Raw genomic sequence first — 26,017 nt, forward strand, 5'->3', positions numbered from 1 at the left:
GGCGAGAGCGACATGCGTATCAGCATTTGTGCGGTCGGGCGATTGCGTGCCGGACCGGAGAAGACCCTGCTTGACGACTATCTGACCCGTTTCGACCGGACCGGCCGCGGCCTGGGCTTGGGGTCTGCGCGCGTGATCGAGGTCGAAGACAAGAAAAACGCCGGTATGGGCGCCGAGGCCGCGTTGCTGCGCAAGGCGCTGCCCGCTGGCGCGGTGATCTGCACATTGGACGAGCGGGGAAAGGTGATGTCTTCCCCCGATTTCGCGCGGAAGCTGGCCGGGTGGCGTGACATGGGTCGGCAGGATCTGGCCTTTGTCATCGGCGGCGCCGACGGGATCGACCCGGCGCTGCGGGCCGAGGCCGATTTTTCGATTTCTTTCGGCGCTATGGTCTGGCCACATATGCTGGTCCGGGTGATGCTGTCGGAACAACTCTATCGTGCCGCGACGATCCTGTCGGGCGGCCCGTATCATCGGGCCTGACCACTGTGGCCCGTCTACTGATCGTCTATCATTCGCGCACCGGCGGCAGCCGGCAGATGGCCGATGCGGCCGCACAGGCGGCCAGCGCCGAGGCTGAGGTCAGCCTGAAACCCGCCGAGCAGGCGGGACCCGACGATTTGCTGGCGGCTGACGGATACATCTTTTGCGCGCCCGAGAACCTCGCGGCGCTGTCAGGCGTCATAAAGGACTTTTTCGACCGCTGCTACTATCCGGTTCTGGGCCGGATCGAGGGGCGGCCCTATGTGCAGATGATCTGCGCCGGGTCCGACGGTCAGAACGCGGCGCGGCAACTGGCGCGCATCGCCACTGGATGGCGCTTGAAAGAGGTGCAGCCGCCCCTCATCATCTGCACCCATGCCCAGACGCCCGAGGCGATATTGGCGAAAAAGACCATCCCCGAGGATGAACTGAACAAATGTCGCGAGATCGGTGCCGCGCTGGGCGCCGGGCTGTCGCTGGGCGTGTTCTGACGATCAGTCCAGCGTCACAAGCGTGGTGTCCGCGTTCCAGCCGTCGACACTGCAACGGGTCTGGACCTGGACCTGTTTCGCGCCTTCGGGGATCGCGACCCCGCCCAACGACCTGGTAAAGGGCTGCTCGGTCTCGTGCGGGTGATGCAGCACTCGCATCCCCAGCTCGGTCCCGTCCATCGCCAGAACGCGCCAGCCATCGGCATAGTGGTCCCACCCGGTATCGGGATGGCGGATGGTCACGTCGAATCGCCAGGTCTCGCCCGTGCGCGTCGCGGAGACATTTTCGACCGTCGGCGGGTCGGCGAGGGCCGGGGCGGCCAGAAACAGGCAGGGGATCAGGTGTCGCATTGCGCCAGTCTAGGGTCTGATCGGGCGGGGCGCGATCACGTCTGCGTGTCCGGCGGCAGGCTCAGCAGGATCGCGCGGGAATGCGAGGCAAACTCGCGCCGATAAAGAACCCCCAATGTCAGAAGCGTGCCGATGATCAAAGTGATCGGGCCCAGGATCCAGGCCAGCGAGGCCAGCGCGAAATAGGTGGCGCGTAGGGCACGGTTGAAGCTGCGCGCGGCGGTCACGCAGATCTCGGCCGCCTGCGCCGCGCGGGGATAGGCCTGCGGGTCCTCGGGCTCGTTGGGCACCGCCGCCATCAGCACCGCGCAGTAGCCGAACAGCCGATGCGCCCAGACGTATTTCAGAAAGGCATTCGACAGAAACAGCAGCACGATCAGGATCTTGACCTCCCACACCATGGCCGGTGCGCTGCCGATGGCCAGATCCTTGGCGACGCCCGACAGCCGCTCGGTATTGCCCAGAAGGGCCAGCCCGCCCCCGATGGCGATCATCGTGGTCGAGGCAAAGAACGTACTGCCCTGACGCATCGTGCCCACGACCTGGGCGTCGAACATGCGGGGCTGACGGGTCACCATTTCGCGCATCCAGCAGCGGCGGAAGTCGTCCATCATAACCGCGACCGAGCGCTTACCCGGCGCGGGGTTCTCGATCCGCCATCCGATCCATTGCCAGGCGATCAGCAACAGCAGGACGGCGGCGTAGTCCAGGGGCGAAAACAGCAGGGCGCGTTCGGTCAGTGTCATGGCGCGACAGTACGTCCGACGAAGGCAACTTGCCAGATGCAGAAATTGGTAATATTATTTTACCAAACCGGAGGATCCGCCATGGACATGCCACAGCCCAACCCCGACGTTCTAGCCCGCAAGGCCAGCGTGCTAGCCCGTCTGCGGCAGGTTCTGCCCGAAGATGCCATCATCGCCGATCCGTCCGAAACCCGCGCCTATGAATGCGACGCCCTGACCGCCTACAAATGCGCGCCGATGATCGCGGTTCTGCCGTCCTCGACGCAGGAGGTCGCGGACATTCTGCGCATCTGCCATGACGAAGGCGTGCCGGTCGTGCCGCGCGGGGCCGGGACCTCACTGGCCGGTGGGGCGCTGCCCACCGCCGATTGCGTGATCCTGGGCGTGGCCCGCATGAACGAGGTGCTTGAGGTCGACTATGACAACCGCTTCATCCGCGTGCAGACCGGACGCACCAATCTGAGCGTCACCGGCGCGGTCGAAGAGCAGGATTTCTTCTATGCGCCCGATCCGTCGTCGCAGCTGGCTTGCGCCATCGCGGGCAATATCGCGATGAATTCGGGCGGCGCGCATTGCCTGAAATACGGCGTGACCACCAACAACCTGCTGGGCGTGACGATGGTGCTGATGGATGGCCGCGTGGTCGAGATCGGCGGGGCGCATCTGGATTCCGGCGGGCTGGACCTGCTGGGCGTGATCTGCGGCTCGGAAGGGCAGCTGGGGGTCGTCACCGAGGCGACGCTGCGCATCCTGCGCAAGCCCGAGGGCGCGCGCCCGGTCCTGATGGGTTTTGATGACAATGCGGTGGCGGGCGAATGCGTTTCAGACATCATCAAATCCGGCATCCTGCCCGTGGCGATCGAGTTCATGGACCGGCTGTGCATCGAAGCCTGCGAGAATTTTGCCCATGCCGGCTATCCGAATTGCGAGGCGCTGCTGATCGTCGAGGTCGAGGGCTCGGACGCCGAGATCGACAGCCAGCTGGCCAAGATCGTCGAGATCGCCAAACGACACAAACCGGTCGAGCTGCGCGAAAGCCAATCGGCCGAGGAAAGCGCCCGCATCTGGCTGGGTCGGAAATCGGCCTTTGGCGCGATGGGGCAGATCAACGACTATATGTGCCTGGACGGCACGATCCCGGTGTCGGCCCTGCCGGACGTGCTGCGCCGCATCGGTGAACTGAGTAAAGAGTTTGGCCTGCCCGTGGGTAACGTGTTCCACGCCGGCGACGGCAACATGCACCCGCTGATTCTGTTCGACGCGAACAAGCCCGGCGATCTGGAAAAATGCGAAGCCTTCGGGGCCGAGATCCTGAAACTGTGCGTCGATGCCGGCGGCTGCCTGACCGGCGAGCATGGGGTGGGCATCGAAAAACGCGACCTGATGCACCATCAATACGCGCCTCAGGACCTTGAGGCGCAGATGGTCGTGAAGGACGTGTTCGACCCGAAGTGGCTGCTGAACCCCGCCAAGGTGTTCCCGCTGGATGCCAGTGCGGCCCGGCGCGTCGTGCCGATGGCGGCGGAATGACTCCCAAGACAGAACGGACCCCGCAATGAGACCTGAATCAGAGTCTGAACTGGCCGAAATCGTGGCCGGCCTGAACGAACCGGTACGCGTTGTCGGTGGCGGCACGCGCGGTGTGACCGGCCCCGACCGGACGCTGAGCACCGAGGGGCTGCGTGGGATCACCCTGTACGAGCCGGGGGCGTTGACGCTTGTGGCGCAGGCCGGAACCCCGCTGGCTGAGATCGAGGCCGCTTTGGAGGCCGAAGGTCAGCAGCTGGCGTTCGAGCCGATGGACCATCGCGCCCTGCTGGGATCCTCGGGCGCGCCCACGATCGGCGGTGTCGTGGCGGCCAACGTCTCGGGGCCGCGCCGGATTCAGGCCGGGGCCTGCCGTGATTTCCTGCTGGGCGTGCGCTTTGTCGACGGGCAGGGGCAGATCATCAAGAATGGCGGGCGGGTGATGAAGAACGTCACCGGCTATGATCTGGTCAAGCTGATGGCCGGGTCCTGGGGCACGCTGGGCGTGCTGACCGAGGTGTCGCTGAAAGTGCTGCCCAAACCCGAGGCCAGCGCGACGCTGGCCGTACCCGCCAAGGACGCCGCGACTGCGGTTCGCATCCTGTCCGAGGCCCTGAAATCACCCTTTGAGGTCACCGGCGCAGCCTATGATCCGCAGCAGCAGCGCGCCTTGATCCGGATCGAGGGGTTTGCTGAATCGGTCTCGTATCGCACCGGGCGTCTGCAGGAGTTGCTTGCCCAGTTCGGCGCAGTTGATCCGGTCGAGCCATCGGACGCCCTGTGGCAGGCGATCCGCGATGCGGCCGATTTAGCCGACACGCCCGGCGAAGTCTGGCGGATTTCGGTCAAACCCGGCGACGCGCCCGAAATCGCCGCGCGGGCCGAGGCTGATCGGACCCTGTTCGACTGGGGCGGCGGGTTGATCTGGGCGCTGGTGCCCGCAGGCACCGACCTGCGCGCGCGCATCGGCGCGTTTTCCGGCCACGCCACGCTGGTGCGGGCCGGGGCCGATACCCTTGCCCGGCTGGGCCGGTTCCAGCCGGAACCGCAGGGAATTGCGTCTCTGACACAGGGGATTCGACAGAAATTCGACCCGCGCGGCGTGTTCAACCCCGGGCTGATGGGATAGGGCGATGCAGACCACATTCACCGAAGACCAGTTGAAAGACCCCGGCACCCGCCGCGCAAACGAGATTTTGCGCAACTGCGTGCATTGCGGGTTCTGCACCGCCACCTGCCCGACCTACCAGGTGTTGGGCGACGAATTGGACAGCCCCCGCGGGCGCATCTACCTGATCAAGGACATGCTGGAAAACGAGCGTGTGCCGGATGAAAAGACCGTCAAGCATATCGACCGCTGCCTGTCCTGCCTGGCCTGCATGACTACCTGCCCGTCGGGGGTGCATTACATGCATCTGGTCGATCACGCCCGCGAATATATCGAAAACCGCTACAAGCGCCCCTTCTCGGACCGGGCGCTGCGGTGGGTTCTGGCACGGATCCTGCCCTATCCGATGCGGTTCCGCTGGGCGCTGATCGGGGCCAAGCTGGGGCGGCCGTTCCGCTTTCTGATGCCCGACGCGCGCCTGCGGGCGATGCTGGACATGGCTCCGAAACACATCCCGCCGGTCAGCCGCAATGACGACCCCCAAAGCTTTGCGCCCAAGGGGCAGGCGATCAAACGCGTGGCCCTGATGACGGGCTGTGCGCAAAAGGCGCTGAACACCGACATCAACGATGCCACGATCCGCCTGCTGACCCGGCTGGGCTGCGAGGTCGTTGTGGCCGAGGGCGCCGGCTGCTGCGGGGCGTTGACCCATCACATGGGCAAAACCCGCGAAAGCCATGCCACCGCCGCCGCCAATATCCGCGCCTGGACCCGCGAGATGGACGGCAAGGGGCTGGATGCGATCGTCATCAACACCTCGGGCTGCGGCACCACGGTCAAGGATTACGGGCACATGTTCCGCGACGATCCGCTGGCCGAGGACGCGGCCCGGGTGTCGGGCATTGCCATGGATGTCAGCGAGATCCTGATGCAGCTGGACTTGCCGCAGGGTGACGACAAGGGGTTGACGGTTGCCTATCACGCGGCCTGCTCGCTGCAACACGGGCAGCAGATCAAGACCTATCCCAAGGACCTGCTGAAAAAGGCGGGGTTCACGGTGGTTGAACCCGCTGACAGCCACCTGTGCTGTGGCAGTGCGGGCACCTACAACCTGATGCAGCCCGAGATCTCGGCGAAGCTGAAACAGCGCAAGGTGCGCACGTTGGAGGCCAAGAACCCCGATCTGATCGCGGCCGGGAACATCGGCTGCATGATGCAGATCGGGTCGGGCACCCGACTGCCCATCGTGCATACGGTCGAGCTGTTGGATTGGGCCACGGGCGGGCCTCGGCCCCCTGCGCTGGATCGGGACGGACAGCCTGCGGATACGGTGCCGATCCTGCGGTGATCGGGCCTGATGCGCCGACGCATCAGTCTGGTGCGGATTAGGCGCGGTCCGGCTTTGCCCTATTTTCGCCAAACGCCACGCGTAAGTAGATTGGCCGATACCTCATGCCGGAGAACCGCGTGCGCACATGGATCAGGGCGATAGCGTTATGTGTTCTGCCATTGGCAGCCACGGCGCAGGATACTGGGCTACAAAGCCTTGAAACCTCGGATTCCGGGCGCGAATGGATGGCGGTCGGACGGTTGAACATCGACGGCACCGGCTTCTGCACCGGTGCGTTGATCTCACCCACGCTTGTTCTGACCGCAGCGCATTGTCTGTTCGACCAAGCGACCCGCCAACGAATTGATCCGGGCCAAATCGAGTTTCTGGCGGGGTGGCGACACGGCCGCGCATCGGCCTATCGCACAGCGCGCCAGGCGGTCATTCATCCGGAGTACGAGTATGACCGCGCCGCATCCGTCAGCCGTGTGCGCCACGACGTCGCGCTGATCGAGTTGTGGCAGCCGATTCGAAATACGACCGTGATCCCGTTTGAAACCGGCTACAGGCCAACGCGTGGCGAGGATGTCGGAGTGGTTTCGTACGCCCACAACCGCGCGGAAGCCCCTTCGCTGCAACAGGTCTGCTCGGTCATGGCGCAGCAATCGGGGGTGCTGGTCATGTCCTGTGACGTGGATTTGGGTGCGTCCGGCGCGCCGATCTTCTCGTTCTCAGGGGATCACCCCCGGATCGTATCGGTTGTGTCCGCGAAGGCCGAATTGGAAGGCCGGCGGGTATCGTTGGGAACAGCGCTGGAAGAGTCGCTGGAGGTGCTGCGCACCGAGCTGTCCGCAGGGAATGGATTTGGCGCCTCCGGCAAGACGATCGAGCCTGGGAAGAACGTTGGCGCAAGGTTTGTCCGGCCATGACCTGCCGTATCGTGACATTGGCTCTGATTTTGGCCGGGATTGCTGCGTCGGCGGTGGCCCAGGACAGTGGCAAGCGCCGGCTGACCGATCGGGACGACCTGTATGGTTGGGAGGCGATCGGGCGGTTGGACATCGGAGACCGCTCGTTCTGCACCGGCACGCTGATCGCGCAGGATCTTGTCCTGACCGCAGCCCATTGTGCGACGGACAAGGCCACCGGTCGGACCTACGCACCCGGCGAAGTCACCTTTCGCGCAGGTCTGAGCGATGGACATGCGCTTGCCGAAGGCACGGTCGTGCAGATCGCCGTCCTTCCCGACTATGACCCCCGGGTTGGCCTGTCACCCGAGATGGTCCGGGTCGATGTCGCCCTGATGCGACTGGATCAACCGATCCCGTATACCGTCGCCAACCCATTTGCATTGCACAGTGGCCGGGTCGCCGGGGATGAGATCAGCATCGCTTCGTACGGGCGCGGCCGATCCGAGGCAATCACGCGCCAGCGGTCCTGCCGGATTCTGGAGCGGCGCCAAGGTTTGATTACCTTCAATTGCGATGTCACGTTTGGATCCTCCGGTTCAGCCATTCTGGCCCGCAACGGGCCGCGTTGGCAGATCCTTTCTGTGGTATCTGCGGTTGGTACCGACGGCCGTCGCAAGGTCGGGTTCGGCATGGAACTTGAGGGGGTCGTCTCGGACCTCAAGGCCATCATGCGGCGGGATGCGCCGCAGCCAAAGGCCAAGATTCGGCGGCTGCAGGTCGGCTCGGGCAAGTCCAGCTCGGGCGCGAAATTCATCAGCTCCGGCGGGTCTTGAACTCAGCCAGATCCTTTCCCATCTCATGTGTGTCGGGCAGCCAAACCGGGGTCCGACTATCACCAACGCCCGTCCAATCGGAGGGCAAAACTCGTAAATCGCTCTGAACATGAGGATAACGAACATGCGTAGCTTTGATTTTGCACCACTGCACCGTGCAACCGTCGGCTTTGACCAGATTGCCGACATCATGGACCGGGTCATGACCAGCGAAGTGTCACAACCCAGCTATCCCCCGTACAACATCGAAAAAACCGATGCCGATGCGTATCGCATTTCGATCGCAGTCGCCGGCTTTGCCGAAGATGACCTGACGATCGAAGTCAAGGAAAACGCGCTGGTCGTGGCCGGCAAGAAAGCCACCGAAGACACCAAGCGCACCTATCTGCATCGCGGCATCGCCACCCGCGCCTTCGAGCGTCGTTTTGCTCTGGCCGACCACGTCCGCGTGACCGGCGCCAGCCTGGAAAACGGTATGCTGCACATCGACCTGAAGCGCGAGGTGCCCGAAGCGCTGAAACCGCGCCGGATCGAGATCACCTCGACCAAGGCGATCGAAAAGGACGTGGTTGACGCCAAGCCCGTGAACTGAGGCTGAGACCGCCCAAGCGGCGATAATCGTCTCCTCCCTCGGTTGTCGCACAACCCCGCGTTCCTCCGGACGCGGGGTTTTTTCATGACGGTTGCAAGGAATAAGGGCGCCCAGAGGCGCCCTTGTCTCATGGTCCGTCCGATCAGACCGCCATGCAGATGTATTTCATCTCGAGATAGTCTTCCATGCCGTGGTGGCTGCCTTCACGGCCAAGGCCGGATTGCTTGACACCACCAAACGGGCCCAGTTCCGAGCTGATGATGCCGGTGTTGATGCCGACGATGCCGTATTCCAGCGCCTCGGCCACCTTGTACACGCGGCTCAAATCCTTGGCGTAGAAATACGAGGCGAGGCCGAAGATCGTGTCATTGGCCATGGCGATGACCTCGTCCTCGTCCTCGAACTTGAACAGAGGCGCCAGCGGGCCAAAGGTCTCTTCCTGCGCGACCTTCATGTCCTGGGTCACGTCGGTGATGATCGTCGGCTGGAAGAAGGTGCCGCCCAGATCGTGCGGCAGGCCACCGGTCAGGATCGCGCCGCCATTGGCCGTGGCATCGGCGATATGTTCCTGCACCTTGGCCACCGCCTCGTCGCTGATCAGCGGGCCGGTCGTTGTGCCATCGGACAGGCCGTCGCCGATTTTCAATGCCTCGACCGCGGCCTTGAGCTTGGCGGCAAAGGCGTCATAGACACCGGCCTGCACATAGATGCGGTTGGCACAGACGCAGGTCTGGCCGTTGTTGCGGAATTTGCACAGCATCGCGCCTTCGACGGCGGCATCCAGATCGGCGTCGTCGAACACGATGAACGGCGCGTTGCCGCCCAGCTCCATCGAGCATTTCATGACCTGGTCCGCGGCCTGACGCAGCAAGATCCGGCCCACCTCGGTCGAGCCGGTAAAGGTCAGCTTGCGCACGCCGGGGTTCTCGCAGAACTCCTTGCCGATCTCGCTGGCCTGTGACGAAGGCACCACGTTGAACACGCCCGCCGGAACGCCGGCCTGTTCGGCCAGCAGCGCCAGCACCAGCGCCGACAGGGGCGTTTCGGTGGCCGGGCGCGCGACGAAGGCGCAGCCAGCGGCCAGTGCCGGGCCTGCCTTGCGCGTGATCATCGCGTTGGGGAAGTTCCACGGCGTGATCGAGGCCGCCACCCCGATCGGCTGTTTCAGCACCATGATCCGCTTGTCGCGCTGATGGCCGGGGATGGTCTCGCCATAGACCCGCTTGGCCTCTTCGCCGAAAAATTCGATGAAGGAGGCGCCATAGGCGATCTCGCCCACCGCCTCGGCCAGGGGCTTGCCCTGTTCGGCGGTCAGGATCTTGCCCAGATCCTCGGCGTTTTCCATCATCAGGTCGAACCACCGGCGCAGGATCGCGGCGCGCTCCTTGCCGGTCAGCTTGGCCCATTCCTTCTGTGCGGCCTCGGCCTGCGCGATGGCACCGGCCACCTGGGCGCGGCTGACATCCGCGACCTCGGCGATCACGTCGCCGCGGGCCGGGTTGGTAACGGCAAAGGTGCCGTTGTCCCCATCGACCCATTGCCCGCCGATATAGGCCTTGGTGACCAGAAGGTCGGGGTTCTTCAAAAGCGATTTCAGGTCGGTCGTGGTATCCAGCATGGGTCGGCCTCCGGGCAGGGAAAGAATTTGCGCGTACCCAATCAGGTGGCGCAGAACATGTCTAGGGCCACCCGGGGGCGTCAATCAATCCAGATTTGATCAAAAAATAGATCGGCGTGCGATGCAAGGGCCGGAAAGCATCAAAAGCCAGCCAGCTGTTGGTTTTGACGCCTATCTTTTTCGATAGGGTTTTGCCAAAGTTCCGGTGATTTGAGAGACCCAGGGGGATGTAAATCGTTATAACATTTCCTATCTTGTTGGGTAGATAAGAAAAACAAGGATTGGACAGATGTCGAACCAGCAATTCGAAGCATTGATCGAGGAAACCCAGGCCAAGGTGCGCGAAAGCCAGTCGCAGATCGAAGGGCTGACCTCGCGGATCGAGGCCGCACGCGCCAAGATCGGAACGGCCGAAGCGGATATCGACATCGAAAATGCCACGCTTGAAGACGTGCACGCCCATACCGAGGTGATGAACGCGAACATCGCCGAACTGATCATGGGGCTGGACGACGTCACCAGCGCGTTTTCTAAGGATTTCGACGAAATGCGCTCGAAGACCGGGTGGGAATCGTTCGTGGGCATCTTCTCGAAGGGTAAATCCGAGTCCATGCGCCAAGAACGGATGCGCTCAGCCAATATCGACGACAAGCTGCAGGACCTGATCGCCAAATCCGACGTGATTGTGAAGCTGCTGGAAGGGCAACTGGCCGTGCTTGAAGAGCAGCGCGTGAAGGTGGAGAACAACCTGACCGTCACGCTGGATGACCGTGAGGCCACCGTGGCCGAATTGGAGGCTCTGCGTACCGAGATTCAGGGTATGGACCCGGCGATCATCACGCTGGAAAACAAGATCAGTGTCGAGCAGGACGCCGCCGCGCGCACCAAGCTCGAAACCGAACTGGCCGAGCTGAACAAGCAGTACAACGCGAAGGTTCAGGAAGAGCAGGTCAAGCTGGCCAAGTCCCAGACGCTGGAGCGCTATATCGAAAAGGGCAAGACCTGGGTCGATTCACTGCAGAACCAGGCGGCGACGCAGATGGTGCTGATCAACAAGCTGCAGACAGACACGCAGCAACGCGTGGTGCTGTATGACGCCCTGACCAAATCGCTGAAAACCGCGCAGCAGCAGGACGTGGCCCACCGCATCAACGAGATCGGCGTGCAGACCGATCAAGAGGCGCAAACCGCCATGGCCGCCATCGGCACAGCGACCAACCAGAAAATGGCCGACATGCTTGAGGCGCATGAGGACCACATGGTCTTTGCCCGCGACGTGCTGGAGAAAAAGGCCAAGGCGGACGAACGCTTTGCCCGTCGGTTTGCGTCGATTGTCGAGAAGCATGATAAGAACTTGTATGGGGGGTGAGGACTCAATCCGTTCGCCGCTAAAGATGCTAAGTTCAGCGGTGGGCGTTGCGCTCTTTGGGGCGCTTCTCATCCTGTTCGGGTACCTGACCCAATTGATTCCAGCATACCTTGGTCCCGATCTGAGATTGATGATGTTCTTCGTGCCATTGGTCTTCGCGCTCGGCTCATTTGGAGTTTCAGCCGTGTTCGCAGTCTGGGGCGCACTTTGGTTGGCATTCGAGGTATTCCTTCTATTGGTCGATAAGCTAAATGAGTAACCCAACCCAAGACCATGTTGGCCTGACCGACACCTTCGCCTCGCGCCGCTATTTCCGCAAATTCGAGGTGATCACCGCACACCTCCTACGCGTGGCCGCGACGATGGAGGCGGAAGGCGCGATCAGCAAACAAGAGGTGCGGATCATTTCGCGGTACCTCTCGGGGCTGCTCTACACCTTCCGGGCGCTCAGCATGAAATACCTGCTGGTCGGGCGCGACACTGGGCGGTTCTTTGGCAGTCTGGCCATGGACAAGCGCGACAGCGGGTTTCCGGTGGCGGCCGAACTGCTGACCATGGCCAATGACGCGCAGCAGGCGCAGGTACATCTGGCGAATATGCCCTCGGAAGAGGACCTGAAAACCGAGATGGTGCGGACCATCATCAGCGACCGCGAAATCCCCACCAAGCTGCAATTCGCTCTGTCTCAAAGGCTCTATTACGAGGAATTGTTGAAAGGTCAGCTGTTCTGGGCTCGCAATGATCCGGAGTGCCATTGGATCGAGACCGAGGGCGAGCGGCGGAAATTCCTGATTCATTGGGCGGTCTATGACAGCCAGATCAACCTGCCGGTCATCTACCTGATGCAGTTGGAGGACAGCGGCAAAACGGCCCTGCCCAAGGATCAACACCGCTGGCCCGAAGTGCAGGCGCATCTGATGGCGCAGTCGCTTGGCGGGTTGAAACTGGTGACCATCGCCAAGGGCTTCGATCAGGATTTCGACGACCTGCACCCCAAACACCTGCGCCGCATTCATGTGGGTCCGATGTATTCCTCGGCCTATACCGAGCAATCCGGCCCCCTGCGGCAGGTGTTGGAGGACGCGCAAGCCCCCGAGGGGCAGGATTGGGCTCTGGCCTGGACCACCGAAGAGCTGCGCAGCGAAGAGGTCATCGAAGAACGCGCCGGATGGTTCTCGACCGTCGAGCGCGAGGTCTTTGCGTTGGACCCCTTCGGCGGACAGGGGGCCGAGACCGGGGCCACACGCACCCAGCGCTCGATCATTCTTCCCCAGCGTCCGTTCCAGGTTCTGGCCGAACGCAATCCGCCGGGCTTTGCGGATGTGCGCAAGTTTGTGGTCAGCAAGTCCGGGCAGGTGTTGCGATATTGATAATACAAAGGCGATTTTGAAATGAGTTTGACGTCAGACCAGATGGAATTGCGCGAAGACGATATTCGCAAGCACTATCCTGCCGCCACCGCGTTGCTGAACGGGTTCGAGCATGCGCCGCGCATAGCCAAACCCGCCGAGGCCGCCGTCGAACGGTCACCGGGTGTGTCGACGGGGCGGCGGTTCCGGTCGACCACGCCGGGGTTGGTAACCCGCCGCACTGCGCGGGCCGATGGGGTGCATCTGGTCGAACGGATCGAGGCCGCGGATGACGGCGACGCGCTGGTGTCCCCACCGCAGGCGACCACACAGCAGGCGATCCGCCGGGCGATTGCCATCGCTCTTGCCTTGGCCGAAACCTATGCGGACCAGACCCCGCTGGCCGATCTGAAACGCGCGAATCTGGCCGGAGATCTTGCCGCCGCGCGCAAGACCGAATTCTCGGATCTGCTGACCGCCGAAGCGTTGATCACCTTGCACACCTTCGGCAATGCGTTGGCCTATCTGATGTCCTCGCATCTGGGTGAGACCACGGTCGAAATCGGTGAAATCGATGAGGTCCTGACAGACAACGGCCAACTCGCCCTGCACGGTGCCCTTTGGGAGCTGGATCAGGTTCTGGCCAAGCACGCGCCCGATGATGCCCATCTGATCGCGGCCACCAGTGCCTATGCAGAGCAACTGATGGAAAAAGCTGCTCTGCGCGCGCAAACGGCTGGCCATCTGGCCCCGTTCCAGAACGCCGCCTGGCATATCGAGGCCGACGATCTGACGATCCGGGGATTTGAGCCCGCGTCGAAAGCCAAATCCACCACGCTCACCATGACGTTCAAGAAACCGAACGAGGTGGTGGGCAACCATATCGCCAAATATCAGGCCATGAAGCTGGCCAAAATGCTGATGGCTTATGATTTTGACCGTCGCCTGAACCCGTTCGCGGAGCTTGGCGGGTTTATCTTTACCTTCATGGGCGACGGCAAACCGGGCACCGGCAAGACCACTCTGATCCAGATGATGGCCGGGCTGATCAATGATTATTGCCAGAATGCAGGCTATCCGTTCCGCTATCAGAACCTGAGCACCGACAATATCGACAGCTATCAGGGCAAATCCGGCCAGAACGCCAAGGCGTTCATCAACACGATCATCGACCCCTCGGTCATCGGCTTTGGCACCATCGACGATATCGACCAACTGGCGGGCAAACGCGGCGACCGGCAGTCCAGCGCGGGCCAGCTGGAAATCACCGCCGTGCTGATGGAGAGCTTTGCCGGCGCCAACACCGTGGTGCGCGGCAACTGCACCTTTGGCATGTTCTCGAACTACCCCGAGAATGTGGACGACGCCCTGCGCCAGCGTGCCGGAGCACGGTTTCTGGTGGACGGCCCGCAAACGCGTGAGGATTACATTGACATTCTGCACCTGCTGATGGGCCGCAACCACGACATCCCGCTGGGCGAGCACGACGCCTATGCCGCGCAGGAAATCAAGAAGGCCGTCGCCGCCAGTTTCGAAAGCCACTCGCGCCCGCATGAGGATGCTTTGCTGCTGGTCTATGAGCGTGTTTCTGGTGAGATCGGCCAGATGGACACCATCGCCAAGCTGGGCACCTACCTCAAGGCGATCCAGCAGGCGGACGAGCGTTTTACCGGCCGCGCGATCAAGAACATCACCGACGCCGTCAAGGTCCGCGCGATGGATTTCGAACTGCCGGATGAGTGGATGGAGAACCCCGACCTGTTCCTGTTCCGCGACTACGACACCAAGAAAGCGATGATCGAGGAACTGCGCCAGCCGATCACTGTGGACATGGTGATCCAGGAGATCAATCGCTACGCCGACAGCGAGTTCCGATATGCCGACAAGATCGACGAGGTCGCCATCGAAAACGCCGTCCGCGAGATGGGCCGGATGGAAGAGGCCAAGCGGCGGTATCTGGAGGGGAAAGGGTGAGCCGTCCAGCAGTTTGGATTGTTTTCGCCTATCTTTGGTGGACCATAGACGACAAACCTGACGACGTATTGAAGCGCTACGCTCACAGATATTGGTCGGGCGTCGATGGGCTGATCAAGTTCGGATTGGCAACGACAGCAATCTTTCTCGTAGTTGTCATCGGCTTTGCCCTTGATGGTACATGCAAAGTTATAGACGGCGAAAAGATGTGCGAGATGCGTTTTTTGGTTCTGATGGATGCTCCTGCCAACGAAATCGGAGACACGCTTGCGGGCCTTGCTGGTGGTTTAGCGTTCTTATGGTTGGTTGTGACGGTTCTATTGCAAGGAAAAGAACTCGCTGCGCAACGAAAGGAGCTTGAACTGACAAGACTAGAAATGATGGGGCAACGCGAAGCCGCGCAAAATTTGGCTCTGGCGGCAGCTGAGCAGGCCGATCTGGCGCGACAGCAGAATACCGCACTCTTGGAGGAAAGAGCCTCGGCGACATTCGATAGGTTACTCTTAGAAATTCGAAAAATGTTGCTCAGTGATGCTTGGGAAGGTGTTGATTGGCTAGTGAGACTGGACGAGTACGAAGGTGCAGAAACAAAGTACATTTACTTTGACTATTCAGCCTTTTCTGATGAGCAAAGCACCGACGACATGATGTCGAGACTGTTTATTGAGTTTGCAAAGTGGGCAAGGGAGTTGACAGGCTGTGTTCTCTACACAGAGAGATTACCTATGATGCGGAATGACTTTCGGCGCCTTTTTGACGCTCTTAAACTACTCGATGCACAATACGATAAATTGCCTCAAGATAAAAAGCTCCTCTGCAATGCTTGGATGGTTTCAAATATCGCTGCGTTAGCGCGCGAAGTTGAAAAACCCGAGTATTGGGCAGATTTTGGACCTCGGAGAAACTGATGATCCGCCTCATCGAACAAGGCCTGATGTTCGGCAACCTCGTTCACATCTCCAGCCCGGCTCTGGTCGAGCGGTATAACCGCGCGCTGCAGCATCTGGCGGGCAAGACCACGGCGCTGACGGACTTTCATGTCGATATCTCGGGCTATTCGCCGGAGGTGGGGATTGAGCTGGACGACCCGCTTTACCTCAACCCAAATGGGGTCAACCGGCAGTTCATCCTGCTGACGACCGAACAGAAACGCGCGCCTTTGCTGAACGTCAAATTCTCAACCTCGCGCGATATCCTGCGTGAATTCATCGAGATGAACGAGGCGCAGCTGTTCGCCCTGACCGCCACCGACGCAGTGGCCGGAGAGCTGGTGAACTCGGTCTTCAAACTTACCACGCCGCGCGACCTGCTGAACCTGCGCAAGATCGAGATTGAGGCCGACACGGTCGGCGGCACCCTGCGCAAGGCACAGCAACTGGCGGGCATGGTGGAAGAGTTCAAAACCAAAGAGGACGCCTGGTTCGACGATGTACTGATCGCCAAGATGATCGAAACGGCCAAGGAAACCGGCGACGTCACCCGCAATGCGGTCCGCCTGCGCCATACGACGTTTGAGCAGCGCAACTTCTGGACGGCGCATTTCGGCGGCATGTATCTGTTCCCGGATCTGGATCACCCGGCGGTGATCTGCATGGGTGAAAGGCCAGAGGATTTGCCGATCAAATATGTCTTTGATCCGTCGCAGCGAAACCAGATTGCCAAATTTCTGAATTACAACGATCTGGTTGAGCCGATCGTCAAGGCCCGCGGCGTGGATGCCGCCGCAATCCTGCAACAGAAGATGGACTTTCTGACCGTTGACGCCGCCGCGGATGCGGGCATTGATCTGACCGGGCTGGACCGCAGCGACATGCGGCGTTTGGCGCGCAATCACGCGGATCGCTTGCCCGAAGCCTATCATGGCCTCGCGCAATTGTTGCGCTGGGCGACAGATGGCGGGCCTTGGCCGCGTATCACCTCGGATCATCCGGCCTATTTCTATTCGCTGCGCGCCGCCAATACCCCGAACCGCGATCTTGTGAATATGCTGCTGGCCGAACTTGCCCCGCTGGACCCGCGCCAGATGTTCATTTGCCACAAGGAACTGTTCTACCGCACCTATGGTGGCTGGGCAGAACCAAAAAAGGCCTATGTGGCCGAGTTTCTTGCCCGTGAATATCAAGTGGACAAGGCCGGGGCCCGCGCCGCACTGTTCGGGCATGAACCCGACATGAGTGGCGAGGACCGGGTCAGCGAGGCGGTGATCGCACGGGTCGGCCCTTGGGGCGCGGTAAGGAAAGAGTGATATGTTCGGAGCAACGCGCCTGTTTCTCGGTTTGCTTGTCGTTCAGACGATTGCCTACTTTGCCTTGTCACTTTACTCGCGTCGCGTCCGGCGGCAAAAGCTTGAGACGTGGTGGGAGGAGAAGGGCAAGACTGGCAACAAGGAAGCCTTTGTCGAACGCGGATTGCATGTCTATGACAATTCGTTCCGTCGCAAACTGATCCTGGGTGTTTATATCGTGCCTTGGGTGGCGATCGCCGCGCTGATCTATGTCGTGAACTACATGTGAGGTTTTGGGAATGGTCTACATCAAATGGGCGTTCATCCTGATTTTCTGGATCACGCTGGGTGCGATCCTGCAATACTCGCTGCCGCAGCACGACATTGTCCGCATTGTAAACACCTACGAAGAGCGGCAGGATCTGACGGATTGGACCCGCATTTTCTGGTCCGAGCCCGATGATCAGTCGACCAGCCTTTCGAACCGCGATGTGCAGTTCATCCAAGCCGTGCGGGCGAACGGCAAGCCGATCGTCTATCGGAACGAAGATACCAGCTGGGGCTGGCCACCCTATTTTAAGTTCGATACCGCCAACCTTTATACCGAAGCCAACGACGCAATCTCGGACAAGGATGATCCGGATTGGGTTGTCGTGACCCACTACGGCTGGCGCAACGAGTTTCTGTCGATCTTCCCGAATGCCATCTTCATCAAACATGTCGAAGGACCGGATGTCCGCATCATTCCCTGGTTCAACATCATTTTCCTGACCGTTTTTTTTGCCATCGTCTGGGCGCTTTGGGTGCGTTGGCGCAGGTTCCGCGAAGCCCGCATCGACCCCATGCTTGAAAGCGTCGAGGATGGTCTCTACGCCGCTGGGGATGCGATCGACGAACGAAGGTCCAGCTTCCGGCGCTGGCTGGACAGTTGGAAGTCAAAATAGACCAGAACCGGAAACCAGTTTGACCATCGGCTACCCGGCTAGGCGTCTCGCTATCTGACGACAAACTCGGCATGAAGGGCCCCGGCGGCTTTGATGGTCTTGAGGATGTCGATCATATCCCGCGGGGACACGCCCAACGCGTTCAGGCCGGAAACCACCTGCGACAGCGTTGTCGCTTCGGGTATTTCTGCCAACCCGGTGCCGGCGTCCTCCTCAATCCCTGCGATGGTTCGCGGCACAACAACGGTCTCCCCTCTGGCAAAGGGGTTGGGCTGAACGGCGATCGGAGATTCCTCTACCCGAAGTGTCAGGTTGCCTTGGGAAACCGCGACACGTGAGATTCGGACCTCCTGCCCCATGACGATCGTGCCGGAGCGCTGATCTACAACCACCCGCGCTTTGGTTTCAGGTTCAATCAGGATGTTTTCGATCCAGCCGATCGCATGCGCCGTGGAAGGGGCCCGCGTTTCCGGGATGCTCAATTCCACCGTGCCCGAGTCGCGCATGACCGCAACGGCGCGATTGAACTCGCGGTTGATGGCCGCTTCGATCCGACCGGCGGTCGTAAAGTCCGGCTCGCGCAGGGCCAACCGCAATTGGGAAAGACCTGACAATTCAAAGTCGATCTCCTGCTCGACCCGGGCCCCGGCGGGGATGACACCGGATGTCGGGACTCCTTGAACAACCGATGCAGCGTCGCCCTCGGCGACTGCACCACCTGCCAGAACGGTGCCCTGCGCAACTGCGTAGATCTGCCCATCCGCGGCGTTCAACGGTGTCATGACGAGCGTGCCGCCCAGCAGGCTTTTGGAATCTCCGATCGCCGAAACGGTCACATCGATCTGCCCGCCCACCCTCGCAAAGGGCGGAAGGGTGGCGGTGACAAGAACGGCGGCGACGTTCTTGGGGCGAAAGTCCTCGCCAGTGACGTTTACACCCAACCGTTCCAGTATGTTCGACATGATTTCTTCGGTGAACGGAGAATTGCGCAGCCCGTCACCGGTTCCGTTCAGTCCAACGACAAGGCCATATCCCACGAGGTCATTGCCGCGCACACCGTCAAAATTCACTAGATCCTTGAGCCGGACAGCCCCGGAAACCGCCACCGAAGGCAGCATGATCAGAAGGAAGGCCAGAAGTCTCATCTCAGGAAATTCACCAATGATAGGGTCGAGTTGCGGACAGTGACCGAATAGAGGCTTTCGAGCTGGAACTGCACGGTCTGCAGGTGTGCCGCAGTTTCGTAGGGATCGGCGGCGACAAGTTCGTTGCGCGCGTATTCAAAACTGGTCCTGGCCGCCGCATTTCGTGTTTCGGCCTGTTCGATGCGGGCTTGCACCGCTCCGATCTGAGCGCGCATCGTCACGACGTCATCTTTGGTGTTGGCCAGAGCCACGCCCAGATCGGTAAACAAGGCAGTCTGCAGGTCTGGTGGCCATCCCAGCGCGCCCTCCGTCGCCAAGGCCGCAAGCGCGACATCGCGCAATCCATCCCGAAGTTTCGGATCATTGGCCGTGAACGGCATGTTCACCCGCTTGGTCTCCGAAATCTGCATTGGTGCGAGGGTCGTGTTGGACCCGTTGTACATGACTGCCTCGAATCCGGCAGGGTCATTGAACCAATCGTCGGTCGCCTGGCGAATATCGGTCAGGGTTGTCAGCCCTGCCAATTCGGTTCGCAGAGCAGCCAGTAGCGTGTCCGTCGACTTCAACGGAGAGGTGTCCGTGGCGGTTCCCGCGAACAAGCTGCGGCCACCGACCCGCGTGTTCAGTGAAGAAATCATCGTGTCCAGTTCGTTGCGCGCCTGAGCCGAGGCCTGAGCATGCGAAGTCGCTTGGTTGGACGTCCCAAACGCGAGCAGAGAAGCCGAAACCTCGCCGATCGAGGTCTCAAATGTCTCGAGGCTGATCTGAGTGGCATCAGCAAACAGATTTGCCTCGGCGGTCGCCGTAGAGAAGGCGTCCAGCTGTGCAATTTTTCGATCCAGGTCCAGCAGATGCGAGTAATCGCCACTGAGACGCCCAGAAATGTCAGCGGTTTGACCCGTAGACATCTCATAGGACAGGGTTTCGATCTGCGTTTTGATCTCGGTGCTGCGCGCACGCAAGGTCAGACCGCGGGCCAGATCACCAATCGAGTTTAAGGTCATGGTTACATCCTCAGCAGCAAATCCATCAATTCGTCGACAACGGTGATGATCCGCGCATTGGCGGCATAGGCCTGTTCAATCTGCATCATGCGCTGCAATTCGGTGTCACTGTCCACGCCTTGCTCGGCCACTAACTGTTCCATTTGGAGTTGCGCGTTGGATGCGTAACTTTGGCGCGATTGAGCGGTATGGGCAGCGGTGCCAGCTTTGGACAAAAGCGCCGCCGACACTTCACTGGCCCGCAGGGCCCCTGTGCCGAAAGCCGGGGCAGGGCGCGGCGTGGTCAATACGGCGCCAAAAGCCTGCAGCTGGGTTGCCTCGCCGGGGTCGTTGGGTGCAACGGTCCCCAACCCCGCGCGCAGTTTCCAACTGTCGCCGCCGGCATCTGGATCGACAATCGGGTTGAGCTCAAGACGGGACGCGAGCCCCGCCGGCGCCGCGGCATCGAAACGCGAACCGGCATCGGTGAACAAGCCTGGATCAGTCGGCATCGCGGTCGGGTCCAGGCCGGCAGTTTCGAACCGTTCGATCAGATCGCGCGCAACTGCGTCCAGGTCCTCATGCGCGTCGATGGCCAACACGTCGCGAATGTCAAACTGGGCTGCCAGAGCGCCGCCGCGGATCTGTCCGGAATCACCGGATGTGCGGACTGGCCGTCCATTGAGTTCGAGCCCGGACAGCAGTCCGTTTCCTACGGTCATGTGCGGTTTGGTATTACCGGTGACCGAGAACGCGAACTCTGCGGCTGATCCTTCTAGAAGTATCAGCCCACCGTCGGAGTACAGCGAGACGCGGTTGTTGTCGCGCGCCACGACATTGACCGGAACCAGCTGGTTGACTTGGTCAATGAGAACCTGGCGTTGATCCAGCAACCCATTGATATCGCCGCCCGCGTTCTCAACAGCCGGGATCTTGGCATTCAACGCTTCGATATCTTTCAGGTTTGTATTCAGTGTTTCGACATACGTCCCGATTATTCGGTCCGCGTCAGAACGCATCTTGCTGAGGCCGTCGGACGCCTTATTCAAATCGGCAACCAGATCCCCAGCTGCGCGCGCCGCCAGATCCAGACGCTCGACCGAGCCGGGATTGCTTGCGGCCGTGATCAAGCTGTTCTCGAATGCGCTCAAAGATACCGCGATCGAGTTGCCGTCATCGGGGGTACCGACCAATGCTTCGAATTGCGAATAAAACTCCGAGTTTGCCGAGGCCGCCGCGTTATCCGCCGTTGCCGCGCGCAGGTTCGCCATCAGAACAGGATCTTGATGGCGGGTGATTCCCACGACCCTGACGCCGTTGCCGGAAATAGAGTTGGTGGTCAGCTCCAACGTCCGCTTGGCGTAGCCGGGCGTCAGCGCATTGGCTATGTTGCCCGAGACGACGGCGGCGCCGCGGCTTGCCGCGCCCAGCCCACCCAGCGCGTTATTCAGGGCCGTTGACATGCTCATGAGGCCGTTCCTTTCCGCTTTGCAGGTTCAGATCAGCGCTTGATGTTGGTTGTTTCCTGCAACATCTCGTCGACTGTCTGGATCACCTTTGCGCTTGACGAATAGGCGCGCTGGGTTTGGATCATCGACGTCAGTTCAGTCGCAACGTCGGTCGTCGACTCTTCGCGCGCGAAGGAAATCAATTCGCCCGTCGGACCTTCGCCGGCATCCCACAGGAAATAAGTTCCACTGTCGCGAGACGGCGCATATGTCTGGCTGTCGAGTGCGGTCAGCCCATTCGGGTTGGGGACGTCCGCCAGCGGTATCTGGTACATCCGACGGGTGACGCCCGTGTCATACAGCGCGTAGACGTATCCGTTTTCATCGACCTGAACGCTGGACATGGTCCCGACTGCGGATCCGTCCCGGGTGATCGAAACCGGCGCAAACGTGTCGGACAGTTGAGTGATTCCATCGCCGTCACCGATCAGACCGATATTGACCTCCATCGGGCCGCCGGCGACGTTGACGACAAAGCTGCCGGCGGTCGGATCATAGGTGCCACCGGACACGGTGGTCACACTGGCAAGGGTACCGCCTGCGGTTCTGCTGTCCGTAAATGTCAGCGTATATTCACCGATCACGGCACCGCCCGAAGCGGAGTCGCGCAAGATCATCGTCCATTCGTTGCTGGACCCGGCGGCCGGCACCGTCGGGACAAGCTCGATATCGACATTCTCGGGTTTGCCCAAATTGTCGAAATATTCGACGGACAAGGGCTGCGTGTCACCAGGTGCGCCGGCATCGGTGGCCGTGGCGGGCAGGTTCATGCGCAGGTTCATTGCGGTGGTCGGCGAGCCGGACAATTGATTGACGCTGAGTTGAACCGGCTGCAACGCTGCGGGTGTGTCGCGCGAAACGTTGGGAATGGACCCATCGGCGTTGGCGGGCCAGCCCAGCAGCACAAGTCCGGACTCGGTAACCAGATACCCTTCCGCATTGGTTCTGAAGGATCCGGTGGTGGTCAGAAGCATTTCGTTTGAATCGGTTCCAATCTGAGAACTTGGGCGAACCGGCAGCATGCCCCGGCCGCGCACGGCCAGGTCGGTTGAGTTGTTGGTGGTAACCAGCGAGCCACGCTGATCGATCAGTCGCTGGCTGGTGGTCCGGACGCCGCCCGCCGAATAGCTTCCGCCCTGGCCCGACGTCACCATCGAATGAAAATCCGTCTCAACCCGCTTGTAACCGTAGGTCGAAGAGTTGGCGATATTGTCCGATATGGTCGCCAACCTGTTCGCGTTGGCCTTCAAGCTGGCCACACCGGCATTCAGCGAAGAGGAAATTGTCATCGGCACGCCCTTCTGTTGCGTCAATCGTTCCCGCAACAGCTAACGCGCTGGGCCTTAACAGCGCGCTAACAAGTAAAATGCCAGATATCCTCCGATCTCAGGGATTGCGCAGAAACACGATCTCGATCCGGTTGTTGCGGGCCGCCATCGGGTTTTCCACCGCCAGCTTGCGATCTGCATGACCCGTGATCCGTTCAAGCCGTTTGGCGCCGACCCCCTTGTCCTGAAGCATCTGACGTACCACCTGCGCGCGCGAAGTCGACAGATCCCACGACGGATTTCGGGCCAGAACCATCGGAGAGGAATGAACGTGACCCTCGACCGAGATGGAATTGGTCACCATGTCCGATGAACGTGCAACCAGCAGTACCAGTGCACGCATCATCTGCGTTGGAGAGTCGGAACCTCTCTCGAACAACGGCTCATCATCGGTATCGAACAGCTCGACGATCAGACCCTCGTCCGTCACCCGAGTGACAATATGCTTCAAGGCCTTTTTGGACACCATGCTTTCGCCTGACCGCCCCAGCAGCCGCGCCTCGAGCGACGAGAAGTCTTCGAACGCGCCGCGCCCGCCGCCATCGGCATCCACACCGGTCGAACCCCGCGCGCGCTTGGCCTCGGTCGGGTTCTTGTTCGTCGCTCCCGAGCCGTCCATCACCATGGTTTTCTCCGAGAACATATTGTCGCCCCCAAAGGCCCCGTCGCCCCCGCCGGAAACGGGATTGATCGGAATTGTCGGAGAGAAGTAGTCCGCCAAACCCTTGCGTTGCTTTTCTGTCGTTGCGTTCAACAGCCACATCAACATGAAGAACGCCATCATGGCCGTCACGAAGTCCGCATACGCGACCTTCCAGGCGCCGCCGTGATGGCCATCGCCACCCGAAACGCGCTTCTTCTTGATGATGATCGGCGCCGCATTTGATTGCGCACCCATCTAAACCACCCTTTTTCACCCACCCATTGGATTAACAGCGCGGGGATTAAGGGCGGCTTAATATCTAAAACTGTTCAGACCTTTGCCGACCCATCATTGGACCATCCCGGCGCTGGCCCGGCGCAGGATGACCGAAAGGCGGTTGAAACTGTTCTGGACTCCGTCCGGATCGAGTTTGCCGAAAAAGCCATCAAGCTCGTCATGGATGCGAACCGCCTGATCCAGGAGCGGGTCCGTGCCCGGCGTGTACAGACCCGCCTTGATCATCACGTCGGACTGCTCGTAGCTTCCGACCAACCGGCGGGCTTCGGTGATCAGCTTGTTTTCCTCGGGTGTCGCCGCAGCCGGTAAAGAGCGCGAGACCGAACGGCTGAGCGCGATGGCTGGAAAGCGCCCTCGCTCGGCGATCTCGCGACTTAGCACGATATGCCCGTCAAGAACGCCGCGCAGGATGTCGGCCACCGGTTCATCCATGTCCGAACCCGCGACCAGAACGCTGAACACGGCGGTGATGTCGCCCTGATCGGCGGTTCCCGGGCCGGCGCGTTCACAAAGGCCGGCGATCATCGGTGTGACCGAAGGCGGAAAACCCCGCAGGGACGGGGCCTCACCCATGGCGACGGCGATCTCGCGATGCGCCTCGGCGAACCGGGTGACAGAGTCGCACAGGAACAGAACGCTCAGACCCTGATCCCGCAAAAACTCGGCCGCTGTCATCGCAGACCAGGCGCAGCGCCGGCGGGCCAGAGCTGATTGGTCGGACGTGGCCGCAACCACGATCGAGCGCCCCATACCTTCGGCGCCCAACGCGGTCTCGACGAATTCATTCACTTCGCGCCCGCGTTCGCCCACCAGCGCGACGACCACTGCATCGGCTTGCATGGATCTGGCCAGCGTTGCCAGCAAACTTGATTTTCCCACACCCGACCCCGCAAAAAGGCCGACACGCTGCCCCTGGACGATCGGAAGCAGGGTGTTCAAAATCGCCAACCCGGTGGCCATACGGTCTCCCAGCGGTTTGCGGTCGACGGCCCGGGGCGGCGCGGACATCACGTTGCGGGCCTGCGTCCCGGGCAGAAGTGGTTTGCCGTCCAGCGGTTTGCCGAACGGATCGACCACGCGACCAAGCCAATGCAAACCGGGTGCAAAAACCGGAGTCGGCTCAAGATAGACCCTGTCCCCCAGGCGAACGCCGTCAGGGGCTGCGCCAGGCAGCATGTGAACGGCTCCGGCCTCGACCTGCAACACTTCGCCAGCCAAGGGCTGGTCGTCGCGTCGCCGCAAAATCAGATGGTCGCCGATGCGCGCGTGTTCCGCCAGCCCTTCGACCTCGATCACCCCACCGGAAACACCCGCGACCAGACCCATGTGCCGCACTGGAGAAAGCCGTTCGAACTGGTACTTCAGAATCGAGGGATCGAGGTCGCACATGGCGTCGGCTCCAATTGGTTTCTGAAAACGGTTTCTAAAGGAATCGGGGTTAAGCCTTGATTGAAATTGATCGAGGGAGAAGCCCCGATGTTCTCGGACCTGAACGTCTTTAAAGTTGCGTACGCCCTGGCAACCCACGCCGGACAACGGCAGGCCGTCATCTCGCGCAACATGGCCAATGCGGATACGCCCGGCTACCTGGCTCGCGATATTGAGCCTTTCGCGGAAGCCTTTGAAAAATCCAGTGCCACCAGCGCAATGAGCGCGACCCGCGAAGGTCATTTGAACGGTGTCGGGCCGGGGGGGATGACTTGGGCCGAACATATGCGCGGCGGCGCCGTCGATCCCAATGGCAATAGTGTTTCGCTTGAAGAAGAAATGCTGAATGCGGTCGAGGTCAAGCGACAGCATGACCGCGCGCTGGCCATCTACAAGTCCTCGATCGGGATCCTGCGTACCAGTCTGGGCAAGGCGTGAGGAGGCCGTCATGAGCGATTTCTCCAAGTCCTTTGCCGTCACCGCCAGCGCGCTGCGGGCGGAGGCTGCGCGCCTGCGCCATGTTTCGGAAAACATCTCGAACGCGGATACTCCGGGTTACCGGCGCAAATCGGTTCCTTTCGAGACGGTGCAGAAGGACGGCACTGATCTGGTTCAGGCCGGTCGGGTCAGGCTGGACCGGCGGGCGTTGCCCCGGATCTATGATCCCAGTCACCCGATGGCGGACGCCAGCGGATACTACGCAGGGTCCAATGTCGATCTTATGGTCGAGATCGCCGACGCGCGTGAAGCGCAACGCAGTTACGAAGCAAACCTCAAGATGTTCGACCAGACCCGACAGATGTCGGCCAGCCTCATGGAATTGTTGAGAAAATAA

26 protein-coding genes are annotated in these 26,017 nt (G+C 61.0%); 17 read left to right on the forward strand and 9 right to left on the reverse strand.

Features of this window, described 5'->3' with window-relative positions; all coding sequences use genetic code 11:
• Positions 1–12 precede the first annotated feature (12 nt).
• Both rlmH and ACR0CU_RS15230 read left to right on the forward strand, forming a co-directional pair.
• On the forward strand, positions 13–483 hold the full coding sequence (gene rlmH / locus ACR0CU_RS15225) for a 23S rRNA (pseudouridine(1915)-N(3))-methyltransferase RlmH (RefSeq protein WP_170448706.1): 471 nt from the start codon (positions 13–15) through the stop codon (positions 481–483).
• A 5-nt stretch (positions 484–488) separates the two neighbouring features.
• Positions 489–974 carry a flavodoxin family protein gene (locus ACR0CU_RS15230; protein ID WP_170448704.1) on the forward strand — a complete coding sequence of 162 codons (486 nt, stop codon included), beginning with the start codon at positions 489–491 and terminating at the stop codon, positions 972–974.
• Between the two features lie 3 nt (positions 975–977).
• On the opposite strand, the gene ACR0CU_RS15235 is transcribed toward ACR0CU_RS15230, so the two are convergent.
• Positions 978–1,325: a hypothetical protein gene (locus ACR0CU_RS15235; RefSeq protein ID WP_170448702.1), complete on the reverse strand. Its 348-nt coding sequence runs from the start codon at positions 1,323–1,325 to the stop codon at positions 978–980.
• A 35-nt stretch (positions 1,326–1,360) separates the two neighbouring features.
• Complete coding sequence (locus tag ACR0CU_RS15240) at positions 1,361–2,071, reverse strand: DUF599 domain-containing protein (RefSeq protein ID WP_170448701.1); 711 nt, start codon at positions 2,069–2,071, stop codon at positions 1,361–1,363.
• Positions 2,072–2,152: 81 nt separating this feature from the next.
• On the opposite strand from ACR0CU_RS15240, the gene ACR0CU_RS15245 reads away from it, so the two are divergent.
• The 6 genes from ACR0CU_RS15245 to ACR0CU_RS15270 all read left to right on the forward strand — a co-directional run bounded on the left by ACR0CU_RS15245 (position 2,153) and on the right by ACR0CU_RS15270 (position 8,372).
• On the forward strand, positions 2,153–3,601 hold the full coding sequence (locus tag ACR0CU_RS15245) for an FAD-linked oxidase C-terminal domain-containing protein (protein ID WP_170448699.1): 1,449 nt from the start codon (positions 2,153–2,155) through the stop codon (positions 3,599–3,601).
• A 25-nt stretch (positions 3,602–3,626) separates the two neighbouring features.
• Complete coding sequence (locus ACR0CU_RS15250; protein ID WP_170448697.1) at positions 3,627–4,727, forward strand: FAD-binding protein; 1,101 nt, start codon at positions 3,627–3,629, stop codon at positions 4,725–4,727.
• Positions 4,728–4,731: 4 nt separating this feature from the next.
• On the forward strand, positions 4,732–6,054 hold the full coding sequence (gene glcF / locus ACR0CU_RS15255) for a glycolate oxidase subunit GlcF (protein ID WP_170448695.1): 1,323 nt from the start codon (positions 4,732–4,734) through the stop codon (positions 6,052–6,054).
• Between the two features lie 119 nt (positions 6,055–6,173).
• A complete protein-coding gene (locus ACR0CU_RS15260; RefSeq protein WP_367647607.1) occupies positions 6,174–6,965 on the forward strand; it encodes a trypsin-like serine peptidase in 792 nt (263 codons plus the stop codon).
• 11 nt (positions 6,966–6,976) lie between these two features.
• Positions 6,977–7,780 (forward strand): trypsin-like serine peptidase, encoded by an 804-nt coding sequence (locus ACR0CU_RS15265; protein ID WP_480643377.1) that lies wholly within the window; start codon positions 6,977–6,979, stop codon positions 7,778–7,780.
• Positions 7,781–7,904: 124 nt separating this feature from the next.
• A complete protein-coding gene (locus ACR0CU_RS15270; protein ID WP_170342492.1) occupies positions 7,905–8,372 on the forward strand; it encodes an Hsp20 family protein in 468 nt (155 codons plus the stop codon).
• 142 nt (positions 8,373–8,514) lie between these two features.
• On the opposite strand, the gene ACR0CU_RS15275 is transcribed toward ACR0CU_RS15270, so the two are convergent.
• On the reverse strand, positions 8,515–9,990 hold the full coding sequence (locus ACR0CU_RS15275; RefSeq protein WP_170342490.1) for an NAD-dependent succinate-semialdehyde dehydrogenase: 1,476 nt from the start codon (positions 9,988–9,990) through the stop codon (positions 8,515–8,517).
• A 289-nt stretch (positions 9,991–10,279) separates the two neighbouring features.
• On the opposite strand from ACR0CU_RS15275, the gene ACR0CU_RS15280 reads away from it, so the two are divergent.
• The 7 genes from ACR0CU_RS15280 to ACR0CU_RS15310 all read left to right on the forward strand — a co-directional run bounded on the left by ACR0CU_RS15280 (position 10,280) and on the right by ACR0CU_RS15310 (position 17,850).
• Entirely contained in the window at positions 10,280–11,359 is a 1,080-nt protein-coding gene (locus ACR0CU_RS15280; RefSeq protein ID WP_170359858.1) for a coiled-coil domain-containing protein, read from the forward strand.
• A 251-nt stretch (positions 11,360–11,610) separates the two neighbouring features.
• Positions 11,611–12,729 (forward strand): hypothetical protein, encoded by a 1,119-nt coding sequence (locus ACR0CU_RS15285; protein WP_170448691.1) that lies wholly within the window; start codon positions 11,611–11,613, stop codon positions 12,727–12,729.
• Between the two features lie 21 nt (positions 12,730–12,750).
• Positions 12,751–14,682 (forward strand): AAA family ATPase, encoded by a 1,932-nt coding sequence (locus ACR0CU_RS15290; protein WP_170448689.1) that lies wholly within the window; start codon positions 12,751–12,753, stop codon positions 14,680–14,682.
• Positions 14,679–15,590 carry a hypothetical protein gene (locus tag ACR0CU_RS15295; RefSeq protein ID WP_170448687.1) on the forward strand — a complete coding sequence of 304 codons (912 nt, stop codon included), beginning with the start codon at positions 14,679–14,681 and terminating at the stop codon, positions 15,588–15,590. Before ACR0CU_RS15290 ends, ACR0CU_RS15295 begins: the two co-directional genes overlap by 4 nt.
• A complete protein-coding gene (locus tag ACR0CU_RS15300) occupies positions 15,590–16,927 on the forward strand; it encodes a DUF6638 family protein (RefSeq protein WP_170448685.1) in 1,338 nt (445 codons plus the stop codon). The genes ACR0CU_RS15295 and ACR0CU_RS15300 overlap by 1 nt, the downstream gene beginning before the upstream one ends.
• Before the next feature lies 1 nt (position 16,928).
• The gene (locus ACR0CU_RS15305; RefSeq protein ID WP_170448684.1) at positions 16,929–17,195 is read left to right on the forward strand and encodes a hypothetical protein; all 267 of its coding nucleotides are present in this window, start codon (positions 16,929–16,931) and stop codon (positions 17,193–17,195) included.
• 10 nt (positions 17,196–17,205) lie between these two features.
• Positions 17,206–17,850, forward strand: a complete 645-nt coding sequence (locus tag ACR0CU_RS15310) for a DUF1523 family protein (RefSeq protein ID WP_093963661.1) — start codon at positions 17,206–17,208, stop codon at positions 17,848–17,850.
• A gap of 50 nt (positions 17,851–17,900) precedes the next feature.
• Here ACR0CU_RS15310 and ACR0CU_RS15315 read toward each other — a convergent pair whose 3' ends face one another.
• From ACR0CU_RS15315 to ACR0CU_RS15340, 6 genes are all read right to left on the reverse strand, one after another.
• A complete protein-coding gene (locus ACR0CU_RS15315; protein WP_170448682.1) occupies positions 17,901–18,995 on the reverse strand; it encodes a flagellar basal body P-ring protein FlgI in 1,095 nt (364 codons plus the stop codon).
• The gene (locus ACR0CU_RS15320; RefSeq protein ID WP_170448680.1) at positions 18,992–19,999 is read right to left on the reverse strand and encodes a flagellin; all 1,008 of its coding nucleotides are present in this window, start codon (positions 19,997–19,999) and stop codon (positions 18,992–18,994) included. Before ACR0CU_RS15320 ends, ACR0CU_RS15315 begins: the two co-directional genes overlap by 4 nt.
• 2 nt (positions 20,000–20,001) lie before the next feature.
• Positions 20,002–21,447: a flagellar hook-associated protein FlgK gene (gene flgK, locus ACR0CU_RS15325; protein ID WP_170448678.1), complete on the reverse strand. Its 1,446-nt coding sequence runs from the start codon at positions 21,445–21,447 to the stop codon at positions 20,002–20,004.
• 32 nt (positions 21,448–21,479) lie between these two features.
• Entirely contained in the window at positions 21,480–22,775 is a 1,296-nt protein-coding gene (locus tag ACR0CU_RS15330; protein WP_170448676.1) for a flagellar hook protein FlgE, read from the reverse strand.
• Between the two features lie 97 nt (positions 22,776–22,872).
• Positions 22,873–23,712 (reverse strand): OmpA/MotB family protein, encoded by an 840-nt coding sequence (locus tag ACR0CU_RS15335; RefSeq protein WP_480643383.1) that lies wholly within the window; start codon positions 23,710–23,712, stop codon positions 22,873–22,875.
• A 93-nt stretch (positions 23,713–23,805) separates the two neighbouring features.
• Positions 23,806–25,143: a FliI/YscN family ATPase gene (locus tag ACR0CU_RS15340; protein WP_170448672.1), complete on the reverse strand. Its 1,338-nt coding sequence runs from the start codon at positions 25,141–25,143 to the stop codon at positions 23,806–23,808.
• 87 nt (positions 25,144–25,230) lie between these two features.
• Between ACR0CU_RS15340 and ACR0CU_RS15345 the strand changes: the two genes are divergently transcribed.
• The gene (locus tag ACR0CU_RS15345; protein WP_170448670.1) at positions 25,231–25,620 is read left to right on the forward strand and encodes a FlgB family protein; all 390 of its coding nucleotides are present in this window, start codon (positions 25,231–25,233) and stop codon (positions 25,618–25,620) included.
• Positions 25,621–25,630: 10 nt separating this feature from the next.
• Positions 25,631–26,017, forward strand: a complete 387-nt coding sequence (flgC, locus tag ACR0CU_RS15350; protein ID WP_170448668.1) for a flagellar basal body rod protein FlgC — start codon at positions 25,631–25,633, stop codon at positions 26,015–26,017.

The organism is Ruegeria sp. BC2 (assembly GCF_056539245.1).